Annotated in this window: 10 protein-coding genes; 7 read left to right on the top strand and 3 right to left on the bottom strand. The window is 48.9% G+C overall.

Annotated elements, in window-relative coordinates; all coding sequences use genetic code 11:
• Window positions 1–82: 82 nt before the first annotated feature.
• Window positions 83–1717 carry a hypothetical protein gene (locus MRJ96_13315; GenBank protein ID MDR4502423.1) on the bottom strand — a complete coding sequence of 545 codons (1635 nt, stop codon included), beginning with the start codon at window positions 1715–1717 and terminating at the stop codon, window positions 83–85.
• Between the two features lie 70 nt (window positions 1718–1787).
• Between MRJ96_13315 and MRJ96_13310 the strand changes: the two genes are divergently transcribed.
• The 6 genes from MRJ96_13310 (at window position 1788) to MRJ96_13285 (ending at window position 9742) form a co-directional block, all read left to right on the top strand.
• A complete protein-coding gene (locus tag MRJ96_13310; GenBank protein MDR4502422.1) occupies window positions 1788–4082 on the top strand; it encodes a hypothetical protein in 2295 nt (764 codons plus the stop codon).
• A 459-nt stretch (window positions 4083–4541) separates the two neighbouring features.
• Window positions 4542–5690: a sigma-70 family RNA polymerase sigma factor gene (locus MRJ96_13305; GenBank protein ID MDR4502421.1), complete on the top strand. Its 1149-nt coding sequence runs from the start codon at window positions 4542–4544 to the stop codon at window positions 5688–5690.
• Window positions 5691–5836: 146 nt separating this feature from the next.
• A complete protein-coding gene (locus MRJ96_13300) occupies window positions 5837–6166 on the top strand; it encodes a hypothetical protein (GenBank protein ID MDR4502420.1) in 330 nt (109 codons plus the stop codon).
• Between the two features lie 245 nt (window positions 6167–6411).
• Window positions 6412–7362 (top strand): UDP-3-O-acyl-N-acetylglucosamine deacetylase, encoded by a 951-nt coding sequence (lpxC, locus tag MRJ96_13295; GenBank protein ID MDR4502419.1) that lies wholly within the window; start codon window positions 6412–6414, stop codon window positions 7360–7362.
• Window positions 7363–7489: 127 nt separating this feature from the next.
• Complete coding sequence (locus MRJ96_13290) at window positions 7490–8011, top strand: hypothetical protein (GenBank protein ID MDR4502418.1); 522 nt, start codon at window positions 7490–7492, stop codon at window positions 8009–8011.
• A gap of 54 nt (window positions 8012–8065) precedes the next feature.
• Entirely contained in the window at window positions 8066–9742 is a 1677-nt protein-coding gene (locus tag MRJ96_13285; GenBank protein ID MDR4502417.1) for an isocitrate lyase/phosphoenolpyruvate mutase family protein, read from the top strand.
• Between the two features lie 77 nt (window positions 9743–9819).
• Here the strand turns inward: MRJ96_13285 and MRJ96_13280 are convergent, their stop codons facing one another.
• The gene (locus MRJ96_13280) at window positions 9820–11481 is read right to left on the bottom strand and encodes a pyridoxal-dependent decarboxylase (protein ID MDR4502416.1); all 1662 of its coding nucleotides are present in this window, start codon (window positions 11479–11481) and stop codon (window positions 9820–9822) included.
• A 620-nt stretch (window positions 11482–12101) separates the two neighbouring features.
• Between MRJ96_13280 and MRJ96_13275 the strand changes: the two genes are divergently transcribed.
• On the top strand, window positions 12102–12869 hold the full coding sequence (locus tag MRJ96_13275; protein ID MDR4502415.1) for a DUF6445 family protein: 768 nt from the start codon (window positions 12102–12104) through the stop codon (window positions 12867–12869).
• 342 nt (window positions 12870–13211) lie between these two features.
• Here the strand turns inward: MRJ96_13275 and MRJ96_13270 are convergent, their stop codons facing one another.
• Window positions 13212–14552 carry a POT family MFS transporter gene (locus MRJ96_13270; GenBank protein ID MDR4502414.1) on the bottom strand — a complete coding sequence of 447 codons (1341 nt, stop codon included), beginning with the start codon at window positions 14550–14552 and terminating at the stop codon, window positions 13212–13214.
• Window positions 14553–14612 lie beyond the last annotated feature (60 nt).

Here is a 14612-nt window from a genome sequence, read left to right as displayed (position 1 = left end):
CACCTGCAATTCGCCTGTATCGGTCTCATCACCGACACGACACTCAGGTAAGCACGATTGTAAGAATTTCAAGCAAGAAAGACTACGAACCAATGTATTGCACGTACGATTGATGAACGATTGTGGTATGCCCGTTATAGTCGTCCAACAGACGTTGCGCCGCCTCATGATAGGAAGGGCCTTTTTGATAACCCATTCGCACCGCACACCGTGAAACTTCCTGAAGGTCACGCGGCAGTGTGTGCGTTTGCAATTCATTCACGATCTGAAGTTTATGCTCAAGATCGCGAAGAAACCGGTATGAAGCCGTCAAACGTCGAACGACGTTCTCCGGAAGAATATGCGCGTTCTGTAACCGACGCAACGCCTTCAAGGTATTTCGTTCCAGCACTTGGGGATGTTGCTGGGCATGAAGAAGCTGTTGAGCTTGCACAAGGAATTCAATCTCACGAATACCACCGAACCCTAATTTTACATGACGTCTTTCCTCTCCACGACGCAGGAGTTTAATCTGAATCTTTGATTTGAGCAATCGTACAGATTTGAGGAATTCCTGAGATGACATATCAGGGGTTCCGACGATAAAAGTCCGGATTCGTCGAAGAAATTTGAGGCCTACCGATTTGTTGCCGGCTATGGGGTACGATTTCACGAATGCCATGCGTTCCCAGTCACGACCTCGTGTCCGATAATATTGCACAGCATCGTCAAGCGCATGAGCCAATCCGCCCACATCACCCTCTGGCCTCAACCGCAAATCGACCCGGAAGATCGCCCCCTCGTCACTGCCTTCCGTCATCACACGAGTCATTTCACGAGCGAGTTTCTCGAAATATTCCTCATTAGACACGGTCACGTGTGCGTGGGTTCCCAAGGTATGGCCTTCCGATTTTTCATATAGGTATACCAGATCGACATCTGAACTATAATTCAACTCGCCTCCCCCCAATTTGCCCATCCCCATCACCACAAACCCCGTCTCAACCCATCGTCCATGTCGATCCTGATGATGAGGGAGTCCATGTGTGATGGCTAATTCGGCATGAACCAGGTCATACACAACCTGGATTAATACGGTGGCCAAATGAGTAAGCGCCGTGGCCGTCTCGATCACATCACCGACACTTAATAAATCTCTCAGTCCTAACCTCAACATCTCACGCCGCCTGAATCGACGAATAACATCACACTTTCGTTCATACGTCGTCACGGCACGTAATGACTCACGAAGATGGGCTTCCATGTCTTTTTGGCTCGGAACATCCACATCAGCCTTTATTTCCTCCAACCAATAAATGAGCATGGGATCGCGTATCAACGTTTCGGACATGGCAGGGCTATTCCCGAAAATCATACAAAGTTGATGGAGCATCCTTGGGGATTGAGCCAAAAACTGAAACAGTGTCCGTCTCTGAATTCCTGAAGCCACAAAATGTTCCCAGGCATTCAGTGCCTGGTCAGGATCGGCTGTCTCGGCGATATACAAGAGCATCTTCCGGAGAATGCCAGCCAACGCATGACGTTCCTCCGGATTCCCTGCCATGGTTTGCAAATTGGCGTCTGCTTGCTCACACTTCGTAAAACCATAGTGCTGTAAAAGCCTATTGACTTCGCCTGTGGATAAGGTCGAAGAAAGCAGCAAAGGGGTAGGATCAAGCCACGAGCCTGAAGAAGAGGAACTCTGACGTTTGAAGATGCGTTTACGACCAGCCTTCATAAGCAAAGCGCATTATATACGATTCCCAAACACAGCTTACAACTGACCACGATTCCAGTATACTTTGTCCATGTTCAAAGAGGCCGATCCGCAGACACAAATCCAAGAACTTCAACGTGCTTGCCCAGATCTCAACCCACTCATTATCCAAGACTTTGTCGAACGGATGGACCCAGACTACTTCGCACAATTTTCCCCCACCACAATCTCACAACATGTCACACACATTAGCCACCTCACGATCGACCATCCTTTTAAGCTCGAGGTTGACCGGGCCACGTCCAGACGATTTCAACTCACTTTTATCGCCTACGATTACTTTTCCGAATTCGCGACATTATGTGGCCTATTATCTTCGGCCGGCCTCGATATCAGAAACGCCACAATTTTCACCTATACTGAGAAGCGAACATCGGACGGGACCGCCTCTCAAACATGGAAGCACCCACCCCCCTCCCAACTCCGGCCTCCACGCTCTCTTAAACCCTCTCCAGGTCTTTCCCGGAAAAAAGTCGTTGATGTCTTCAATGTTCAGCTCTTAAAAGGCTGTGTCTTTGGTCCACAGGAGCAGACACTCTTACGACAATCCATCCACAATATGCTTCATTTACTGGAGAAACGGCATTTTCGAGAAGTTCGCCGTGAAGTGAATCGTCACTTGATCGAAACACTTGGAAAAATAAAATCCCATGTTTCAACGGTTATCCATCCCGTAGAAATCGCGTTCGACAACACGCGTGTTCCCGATGCGACCGCCATGGACATCCGCTCCACCGACACACCCGCATTCCTGTACACGTTTGCGAACGCCCTAACAATGCGAGGAATTTACATTGCGAAGGCCAAGATTGAGGTCAAAGACCACACGGCTCACAATGTTTTTCACGTACGAGGACGAACTGGAGGAAAAATTGAGAATCCTGAAGAGCAACAGGACTTATCTTCCACGGCAGCTCTTATCAAAGAATTTTCACATTTTTTGACATGGGCTCCAGATCCCGGAAAAGCGCTCGAACATTTCGACCAATTGTTAGACGAGTTACGAGCCATGGATGATCCAGCCCTCACGCCGTCACTGCTTCGTCAGCAATCGTTACTGAGTCAACTCGCCAAAGTCTTTGGAAGCAGCGACTTCCTCTGGGAAGACTTGCTCCGTCGACAACATGCCAATCTTCTTCCGGTCATGACCCAATTCCAGGATGGTTCGATTATCCGTTCGAAAGCCGACCTCGCTCATTCACTCTCATCACAAATGAAGCGCTGTTCAGCGATCGAGAGCCGCCGTGCCCGTCTGAATACGTTTAAGGATCAAGAACTGTTCCGGATCGACATCAAACACATGTTAGAGCCGACTTCGCTTCAAGACTTTTCCCAGGCATTGACGAATCTCGCGGAGACCATCTTAGACAAGGCGTTAGAAGAAGCCCTGAGCGTGCATATGCGGCGCCAACGTGTGCCACGAAAGACGCTCTCCGACCATCTGGCATTCGCGATTTTCGGACTGGGGAAACTGGGCGGCGCCGAACTGGGCTATGCCTCGGATATTGAAGTCCTGTTCGTCTACGATGTCAAAAAACCTTTGCCCGGACGAACCCTCACATTTTCACCGGAGTTCTTCGAACAGCTCGTTCAAGAAATTTTGTGCTGGATTGAGGCCAAAAAGGAGGGGATATTTCACATCGACACGCGACTCAGACCATATGGAGAGAAAGGACTACTCGCGAATTCGTTCCAGGAACTTTGCGCATACTATGATTCGGGGGGATCTGCAGCCCCATTTGAACGCCAAGCCTTAATCAAACTGCGCCATGTGGCCGGAGACAGAGCGCTAGGAGAAAAAGTGGAGGCACAACGTGATCGTTTTGTGTACAGCTCGACCCCGTGGGACCTGGAATCCGCCATACACCTTCGAACGCGTCAAATCAAAGAACTCGTTCCGGCTGGGGCCACTCACGTCAAATACAGTCCAGGGGGATTGATTGACATTGAATACCTCATTCAATACCTCCAAATCATATACGGCTCCCGTCTGGCATCACTCCGACATTCCAACACTCTCAAGGCTCTCGAGGCCCTATGCCGTCGAAAACTCATCAAACGTCAAGAAGCCCACACTCTCCGAGAAGACTACCTGTTTTTCCGTCAATTGATTGACGCGCTTCGTATCGTACGTGGCAATGCTCGCGACCTTCTTCTTCCTGAGCCGGAGTCTGACAGTATCATCTTTCTAGCGAGGCGCCTAGGCTTTATCACTCCAAACTGGAAAGATGGGGCAGAAACGCTCGAGAAAACGATTCATGACCGAATGAAAAGAACCCAGAAGATCTTTCGTGACTATTTCGGCCAGAAGTCTAAGGACTCATGAATATTTCCGCTTTCAACCATTTTTCCGCTACAACCTGAAGTCAATGAACAGACTTCCTGCGCGTTCTTGGGAAAACCTGTCAAATCTTGCATCACGACGTCAAACATCCATCCTGGGTTCCTATTCGACTACTCCAGAAACTTCCGTCATTGTCCGAAGAAGGTAAGACATGGCGTTAGGGAAAAAGACTATCCCCATCCATGCAAAGGGAAAAGAATCCATTTAACTGAACAAATCGTTACTTTTCAATCGTTTATAGCTAACCTGGGTAAGGGGGTACAGGAACATTCGCGTACGGCTCACGATCCTGCCAAAATTGTGGATAAACGAATCTCCAAGCATTGCTCGCCTCTCTGTGCTTCTCTGTGAATGTTTAGTGGCTCGCTTTTTGCTGTCCCCTTAGTTATCAGGTCACGAAAAATCATCACCACATTTATTCACACTGGGGAACGCTGGATCATGAAACACGCACCATCGGTTATGGAAGCTATGTCGGAAGAAGAACCTCAAGCACGGCCGGGACGGACCTATGGTCCGGCCTCGAGCAGTCAGTCTCCGGCGCTCGAATCACTCTATTTTCGATCTTTTGGTCCGAAACCGCTCCTAGACCGGCAATCAGAGGCCGAGCTCGGAAAGATTATCGATCAGTCGAGTCGTTCCATCAGGAATGTGATCAAACAAGGGCTGAGCCTCGCGCGAAAATCAACCAAATCATCAACACAACAACACGTGATCGTCACCTTGAAAGACATTCATCAACTGAGTGGACTCTCAGCTCCTGCGATCGAAGAGGCCAAAAACTCCTTATTGACATTGAAACGAGAGCATCCTCACCATTCGAGAACCATTCAACAACTCTGCGAACAGCTCCAAGATGCTGGGCAACGGTTAGAAGAAGCTAAAACGGAGCTCGTGCAGCGAAATTTGCGCCTCGTGGTTGATATTGCCAAACGGTATGTCGGTCATGGACTCGCCTTTTTGGATTTGGTTCAAGAAGGCAACATCGGGCTCATGAAAGCCGCAGAACGGTTTCAACACAGTAAAGGATTCAAATTTAGCACCTATGCGACCTGGTGGATTCGTCAGGGCATCACACGCGCACTCGCCGATCAATCACGAACGATTCGCATTCCCGTGCATATGAATGAAGTTTCCAATAAAATCGCTCGTATCTCAAAACGATTAACACAGCAATACGCGGGCGCACCACGCACGGAAGACATCGGCAATATCCTAAACATGACACCCGATAAAGTCCATGAGACGGTTCAAGTGTTTCAAGACCCTCTTTCCCTTGAAACCCCGGTCGGAGACGGTGAAACACTGCTGACCGATTTCGTCGCCGACACCAAGTCAGCCTCTCCGGAAAGCCCCATCGCGAAACAGGAGACCAATCAACAGGTCCAACGTGTCCTTAGCACGCTGACAGAACGTGAACAAATGGTCATCCGGCTTCGCTTTGGGTTTGGGCAGGATGAACCCTGGACTCTGGAAGAGGTCGGACAGACGATGTCAGTAACCAGAGAACGAGTCAGGCAAATTGAAGCAAAAGCACTACAAAAGCTTAAAGAACCCAGCATGAAACAATTATTAGCTGCAATTAAGTAACCCCCCAGCTTCCCGTTAAGAAGCGAGAATCGATGTCTCTTGACCAAGCAACACGGATTTCTTGACGTCCTTGAGCTTGAACAGAAAATCCATTACGATGGGTACGTTTCACACATTTCTCTTCCCTACTCGTCATGACGACCAATGTGGACCCACTCATTCAATCTTTGCGCGAGGACTTTCGACACCACCTCGAACGCTTTTATGCCTGTCTCCATCTTGCCCCGCCCTATCATAGCGTGGAGAAGGCCATTCGCTTTTTATCGACATCGTTACAAAACAAACCTCCCCAGGAACGGGAGCAGTTGTCGAACGACTTCCGCATGAAGTGGGACCTCTTCGAGCAGGCATTCGTGCAATCCGGACTGCCGAAAAAACATCACGGAATCATTCGAGGGTTAATCCGATCCGAGCAATGTCCAGAACTCCCGGAGGAATATGCCGTCTTTACCCAAGCATTCCTCGCAAACCAGTAGCTTATCCATATCATCCTCAAGACACGAAAACGATTTTGAAAAACGTCATAAGTGTGAAAATGAGACATCTGCATCATTCGCACAACATTTAGGCTAGACCTTTTCGCGTGAACACGTTACCATCAAGATCTATTGTTTCATACCAGTACTCATTCGTCTCCATTCTTCATTCGGCATCATTATTGCTCATCTTTTCACGTAGTCATTGAGCTATGCTCTGAGCCTTCCATCTTGAAGAGGGATGAATGAGGTTTCAACGAACGATTGGGAAGATAGCTGTTACATCTGGACCCGGCATTCATTCTGGAAAGCCAGCTGGGATCGCCATTCACCCTGCTCCTGCCAACACAGGATTGATTTTTTATAAGATATCCAACGGTGTTCCAGAAGCCTGCCCCGCTCATATCCAATGCCTGCATCAGACAGACCTCTGCACGAGTCTCTCACACAATAGCTTTCAGGTTCAGACCGTCGAACATTTACTATCTGCGCTTTCGGGCCTTGAAATTGACAATGCCTACCTGGAACTCAATGGGAATGAGATCCCCGCATTAGATGGAAGTTCAGCGCCATTTGTCGAGTTACTTCAAGAGGCACAGATCGTCGAACAGGCAGCGCCTCGTACTTACGTAAAGATCATCCGCCCAATTTCCATCACCCATGGCGAGAAGTCTATCTCCGTCCATCCTTCGTCTCTACCAAAAATCTCGTATTCTATCGACTACGATCATCCTCTCATACAATCCCAATCCCACGTCTACCATGCGTCCCCTTCGGCGTTTCAACGTTCTATCGCCAGTGCTCGAACATTCGCCTTTAAGAATGAAATCGAAGGCTTATGGGCAAAAGGATTAGGCATGGGAGGCACCTTGGACAATACGCTCGTGTTTTCGGAGACCGAGCTGCTCAACGACACCGGATTGCGGTACCCTGATGAATGCGTGCGACATAAGATTCTAGACCTTATCGGAGACCTCGCATTGCTCGGTCTCCCGGTGATCGGCCATTTTGTCGCAAAACGTTCCGGCCATCGACTTCATGCCGAATTAGTTACGGCCATTCTCAAAAACCCAGGTTCTTGGATCCTGATCAATACGGATGTGGAGGGTGCTGAGTCGATTCCCTGTCCATTGCCGGTTCGAGAATCAACATTATCCGCTTTACCGAAACCCCAACCAGCTCTTTCTCCCCAGTAACATACGATTTATCATTCCCACCCCCTTGCGTCAGCTGGACGGACGACCTGCCCACTTCTCAGGCCAGGCATTCTTGCGTTCCCTGTAATGACATGCTAGGTTGTGATCCCGAATGTAGCTTCCCGAGATGATGCGATTTCCTTTACATACTCTTCATGTCCTGAATATCTTTGCGCTCTTCGTGACCTGCACATGGTGTATTGCCGGGACGATTCAAGATGATCCGCTGGGATTTGACGGGATAAAATGGGGACGTTCACTCGAACATCACCCCAGGTTAGTCCAAGTCGACCGTTCAGAAGACATCGTCTTTTATGGATTAAAAGATACGGCTGTACTGGCCTGGGGCATCCCTGTAGAATCGATTAAATTCTTGGCCGTAAAAAACCAGTTCGCGCAAGCTTTAATCCATTACCAAGGGGAGGACACACATCAAACCCTTATGGAGTATTTAGAGACCACCTTCGGGGAACATCAACTGTCCCCCGGGTCCATGATGCGAGGCCTGAACCAGCATTATTCATGGCGGGGGCACACGACAGAAATTTCCCTGACTTATCATGGCTTGACCGAACGTGGGTTCATCTCCGTGCAAAGTCGCGTGCTTGCCGCGGCGTTAATGAATGCCGTTTCGGATCAAAAATTTTAATCATTGTGGTCTCGAAGCAAGGGATCGCGGTCAGATAAAAGTTGAGGATTGACCATGCATGCTGCCAGTAAACTCAGAGAGTTATTCACAAAAGACGGGATTATTAAAGTTGGAGGAGCCCATGATGCCCTGAGTGCCAAGTTGGTCCAAGAGGCCGGATTTCATGCCGTCTGGGCTGGAGGATTCAGCATCTCCGCAGCGTTAAAATGTATCCCTGATGCGAGCTTTATCACGTTGAGCGAACAAGTCGGAGTGGAACGCAACATGGCCGAAGCCATCACGATTCCGATCGTCGCCGACTGTGATACTGGCTACGGAAACGCTCTCAATGTCATGCGAACGGTCAACGATCATGAACGAGCTGGCATCGCTGCCATTTGCATCGAAGATAACGTGTTCCCGAAACGCTGTAGTTTTTACGCTGGCGTCAGACGCGAACTTATCTCAATCGAAGAACATTGCGGCAAGATTCGGGCGGCCAAAGCCGCTCAGACGGTGAGGGATTTCGTGGTCATCGCCAGGACAGAAGCTTTAATCGCCGGATGGGGAAAAGAAGAAGCCTTAAAACGAATCCAAGCCTATGCCGAGGCTGGAGCCGATGCCATCCTTATTCACTCGAAAGAGCCAACTTTCGATGAACTCAGAGATGTCGCACAATCGTGTCAACATGTGCAGATCCCACTCGTGGCGGTCCCGACCACCTATGATGGCATCACAGCCAACGAGCTTGAAGCAGCCGGGTTCAAGATGGTCATTTATGCGAATCAAGCCATCCGTTCGGCCATCAAAGCCATGCGAGCAACATTAGCCGATATCCTGACACATGGTCATGCCGAAGCCGTTAAGCCTCAAATTGTCCCACTACAAGAAGTCTATGACTTGGTGGGAGTCACACAAATGAAACAGGACGAACGCCAGTTTCTACCTCCAGGAGGAGAACCGGTCACAGCCATTATCGCTGCAGCCGGGTTCGAGAAACCATTGTTGCCCCTTATTCAAGATCGGCCTAAATGTCTTCTGGACATTAAAGGGAAAAGCATACTTGAACGACAAGTTTCAGCCTTGAATGAATGCAACGTGAAAGACATCGCCTTGGTTCGCGGCTATCAGAAATCAGCCATCACCCTTCCTAACATTCAATATTATGACAATGATCGGTACGAAGAAACCGGTGAACTCTATTCATTTTTTTCCGCCGCCCATGTCATGAAAGGCCGCTGCCTACTGCTCTTTGGTGACATTATTTTCGACACAACGGTCTTGCAAAAGCTCTTGAAGAGTCCCGCAGACATTTCGCTTGTCGTCGACGTCTCATGGAACGACCGTCCGAGGCCAGAAGTTTCATCTATCCAATCTCGTAAGGACCTTGTTATTCTCGATTCTCCTCCTGGAAAAAGTCATCGATATGTCACTCCTGAAGAATCGAATCGCATTGTCAAAATTGGCCATGACATCTCTTACGATGAAGCACATGGAGAGTTTATTGGTATGGCCATGTTCTCGGCACTTGGGATGGAGCAGTTCACTCAGTGCTATAGGAAAGCTCAACAAGCCTCATGGCCGAAGGGTTTTCATGAATCAGCTAATCTGACACAGGCTGCACTGACAGACCTGATCCAAGAACTCATCGATCAAGGGCAAGAAGTCCAGGCGGTGCCGACGTATAAGGGATGGTTAGATGTTGATTCATTCGAAGATTATCAAAAGGCCTGGGCCGAGGTCTCGCGGTAGCTACCCAAAGATATTCGACAGAATAGGAATCTCAAGGACAAACGAAAAAACAAAGATACTGGGGTTTCAGGTGCGTCTCAAGTCTCTGCAGTCGGCGACTCCCTCCTTACCTTCTCACGAGCTTCTAAAACCTTACGAACCACAGCTTGGACATTTTCCTCATCCACGAATGGGGACAAGATAAAGGACTTGAGCGCCGCCACTGGTTCACCATATGCCGTCTGGCGGTAACAGTCGGTCATCGAAAGGACCACACCTCGTCCGGCCATCCCTTCCTTATGGACATAATGATAAATTTTTCGATTATACTCATTATGTTGAAGGAGCAGAGGTCGAAAGGCTGGATCGGTCAGTTCTTGTTCTTGAATCTTAAACGTGTCCACTTCCTCAGGGTAGGCCCGAAAAAGAGTGACCGTTCCAAAATTATCACGGTTCAACACCGTCGTACATGCATGCCCTTGTAGATTTTCGCTGAGAAGCTCGGCCATTTCGACGATATGGCCAAGAATCACTCGTAATCCTTCCTTGCCGAATAACTTCATATTGGCCAATGACGCTAAGACCCCCGTCCCGGACCTGGACGTCTCCATCGTATACATCCCCGGTCGATGCTCACCAAATTGGTAAAGATAAGGCATTTGCTCCTGAGGCCGGCTCAAACGGGTAAGATCCCTCCCCTCCTTAAACAAGACCAGACTAGAAATATAAGGAGTAAAACCTGGTTTATGAAAATCAATACCCGCCGAATCAGCCAAGTACAGGTACCGAATATGGTGGCAGGCACCCGCCAATGCCCGAATCGTCCGTGGGCGAAAACCCAACACGTTGGTCTCAAAATCATAATCATTGAACACAGACCAAGCCCAGCCAATCACCGCATCGGCATGCACATGTGGCACATACGGAAGTTCAAACGTCTCAACGAGTTCATCCCGTAGCGAAACGATGGCTCTCAGATCATCGAGACCGAATGCATCAGTGGTTCCCATTGTCGCGATGAATGCCGCAATCTTTTTCCCGCCCTGAAGCACTTCCAGGGCTGATTCACGCAGACGAGACATGTCCATCGCATTCCTAGAATCGGTGGGGATCGTGATGAGGTTGTGAGACCCAAGCCCGAGCCAGCCGGCGATATTGTACCGGCAGTAATGACTACAATCACTCGCAAAGATCACCGCATCCTCTCGAATCCCCTGTTCCATGGATCCGGGCATCGTTTTGACTAAAGCGGCTTTAATCCCGTACAAAGTCGTGCCGGTTCCTCCAAACGTAAACACACCCGAAGCACGTTCAGGATCATAGCCTATCAACCGCGCCATCATGGAAACCATTTCCACCTCAGCCAAGGCGAATCGGTGACTATATTCATCCCAGGCCAAATTCGGATTGTACATGGACGAGAGAAGCACTCCGATCAATGAAGAAATCGTCGCTGGCGGGACCACATTTTGTTGTGTCCGTGGATGCCCCCAGAGCGTCAATCCTTCGCAATACGTGACAAGATTCGCCGTAACATCTTCGACACTAGACCCCGAATCGGGAATGGCCGCACGCCGCGCGGTTTCATAATCGAGCGGAGCTCGTTCACCCAAAATGGGACGTTCGCTTTTTAACATATCCACCGCATCAATCGCGCGCATGATGCTATGCACAAAATACGAGTCATGCACACGATTGGAGATAGGCTGAGGAAAGGCCAGACGAATGTGATCGAGAATTTCCCGATACTGAGCAGCCATACACGTTTCCTTTTCTTAGATTTCTAAGCGTTTTTCCTTTAACTTTGGTATGCGATCTGAATACAGAAACTATTTTATCATGCGGGGAATGTCTGACCGACTCTCGACTCAACGATGGGAAACAACGATGTTGAAAGCTGACTTCCGTGTTCAATACTCCTCGCGAGGCTTCCTGCCCTTGACGATTTTATTACCAGTGTAGTGCCCACAACGAACACAACAGATACAGAACTCCGTCAACTCTTCATTCCAATCTGAGTGAATACGGTCATCAGAGACATACTCGTCAGGCCAATCGTCAGGATAGCCGACTCTCGACATTTTATGTCCACACGCCGCGTTCTTACATTCGATGACACTCAACACCTGACCATGCTTATCGGTCATCGTGCATCCCTTTGAGCCGTTGCAAAAAGCCGCCAGCGGGTTAGAAGTCTTGGAATGCTGTGCTTCCATAGTATACTCTAAAAACCGGCCTAAATGAGACGAGAAACATCAGACCAATGAACAGGAAGAACGTCCCCTCAGGATTTGACTCTCGCGCAAGAGATGGGCACTATGCGGCCATCCACACATGCTACCATTCCGGCACCATTAACTTGATAAAGGCCTAAAAACGTATGAACATCCCGCATGACCTGTTTGAGATCAATCCTGAGTATTCAGTTGAGGTCAACCATGTCGGAAAAGCTCGGCACAAAGTGGTGACCGTCGATCATTTTTATCGGTACCCGGAGAAAGTCCTCAATCTTGCCCTCGAACTTCCGTACACGAGCCAATTCGAAATCATCGGGAACTTTCCAGGCGTCCGAGCGTCAATCAACGTCGATACGCAATCGGTCATCAAAACCATCAGCACTCTCTGGGGGGCTCCATTACAGTCAGCGTTCGACCCGCAACCGGTCGTGTTCTCCGGCATTACCAACCAGAACTACCGCTTGAATATCGGGCAGCGTCAACCACACATCGACCAGGACATTACAGCCATGGTCTGGCTGAACCCGCAGCAATCTTGCTCTGGCGGCACTGGGCTTTTTCGTCACAAACCCACACAGTTAGAACGCCTGCCACCATTTCCCGATGACAGCATTCGAGCCCTGGCCGATCGTTTGGAGCTGAGTGAGGAATTCTTAAACAGCCAGGAGGGGTATGAAAATTTCCAGAACAGCATGATCTTTAATCCCCTTTTTGCCTGTCAGGATAACCGGTATATCAATGACGGGAATGAATATTGGGAACTCCTCCACCTTATTGACATGAAACCCAACCGACTCATCATTTTTGACGGTCGATGTTTTCATTCACAATACATTCAACCAGAAGACTATGCAGAAGCCTTCCGGGTCAACCAAATTCTCTACCTCACCCAACAGACGACGCCTGCATAAGAACCCACCAGTAACCGGCAGACGTTTGCCCCTGGTCTGTCGAATTTGCGGAACAGTTCTGTCACTCAAATAGCCTAGGAAATATACCCTACAAAACTTATCCCCTAACAATTCACAGACAAAAAATCAAGCAAAAACTCATGATAAAGTTTTTGGAAAAATTATAACCCTTCACTTTACATTCAGCAGGAAGATTTTAAAAAAATCATTTGTTTCAATAACTTACGATTTCAATCCATAAAAAATCACAAAATACCCAAGAAATACAGCTATACAGTGTTTTTTCATTTGACAGACAAGAATTTCCACACTATTCACACATTATTCACAGGACGAAAGTTTTCATTTACTGCCCTGCAGGTGCGTTTCTTCTCGATATGCCCTGGCCACAAAGATAAATAGGACCGACACGACCAACATGACGCCTGCGAAAAAATAATAGTACTTGGCCCCATTGAGCAGGGTCGTACCATCAGGGTTTTGGATAAAATAATTAACCAGCGAGGTAAAGGCGTTACCGAGCGACACAGACAGCAGGAACAGGGACATGATGACCGACTTTAATTTGAGCGGGGCTTGGGTATAGGAAAACTCCAGACAGGTGATTGAGACCATCACTTCGGCGCCGGTGATCACAGCGTAGGCGAGCAGTTGCCATACGATATTCGGATGAAGCCCCGCCTCAATTCGGGCCTCAATGGAGGCAGAAATCAAGAAAGCCAGCATCGTCACAAAAAACCCAATCGATATCTTCCGCAACGGATTGAGAGGAAACACCCGGTCGAGCAACGGGTAAATTCCATAGGTAAAAACCGGAATAAAGAGCATGATCAAGATAGGATTGACCGCTTGAATCTGAGAAGGCAGCCATTCTATCCCAAGCCATTGCCGGTCCATTTCTTTCGCTTGCAAGACCCACGCAGACGAGGTTTGATCGTAGAGAGACCAGAAAAACGCGACAAAAAGAAAGATACCCGACAGTTTCAGGATTGAGCGCCAGGCCGCCGGGCTTTTCAATTCCGAGAAAAAGGCTGCGGGATCGGGAGGAATGTGCGTGTAGTGATACCGCCCCATCCAAAACACCAAGGTCGCGAGAAGCATCAGGACCCCTGGCACACCAAACGCCACATGAGGGCCATAGTTCTGTAATAACCAGGGCGTCAAAAGTGTCGAAAAAAATGCTCCAAAATTAATGGAAAAATAAAACCAGGAAAAGGCCTTAGAAAGCAGAGTCCGGTTTCGTTCTCCAAATTGATCGCCCAAGACCGCAGACACACACGGTTTAATCCCCCCGGAACCGATCGCGATCAGAGTGAGGCCGATAAGAAGCCCCACCCGAGTTTGATCGATAGCCAACGCGAAATGGCCGGCGCAGTAGACGAGCGACAGCGGGATAATGGTGCGATATTTCCCCAAGAAGCCATCGGCCAGCAAGGCCCCTAAAAACGGAAAAAAATACACCGCTGACGTAAACAGATGAAAATGAGCGCGAGCTTCCGGCGCACTCATCACATCGAGATCGCCATGTTGATTGCGCAACATCTCCGTCATAAATACCACCAGAATGGCACGCATGCCGTAAAAACTGAACCGCTCTGCGCCCTCATTCGCGATCACGTGAAAAATCCCTGGCGGCATCTTTTCAGTAGATAACGGGGTATGACGAAAGGAGCGGGCAGACATGTTTCTTGATGATTATTCGATAGAGGGAACGAAGCAATAGACAGGAAAAGTCAGCCGAGG

Source organism: Nitrospirales bacterium (assembly GCA_031315865.1).
Lineage (GTDB): Bacteria > Nitrospirota > Nitrospiria > Nitrospirales > UBA8639 > JAGQKC01.
Note: the sequence above shows the minus strand (reverse complement) of the source record. Positions and strands in the feature narration are given on the sequence as shown.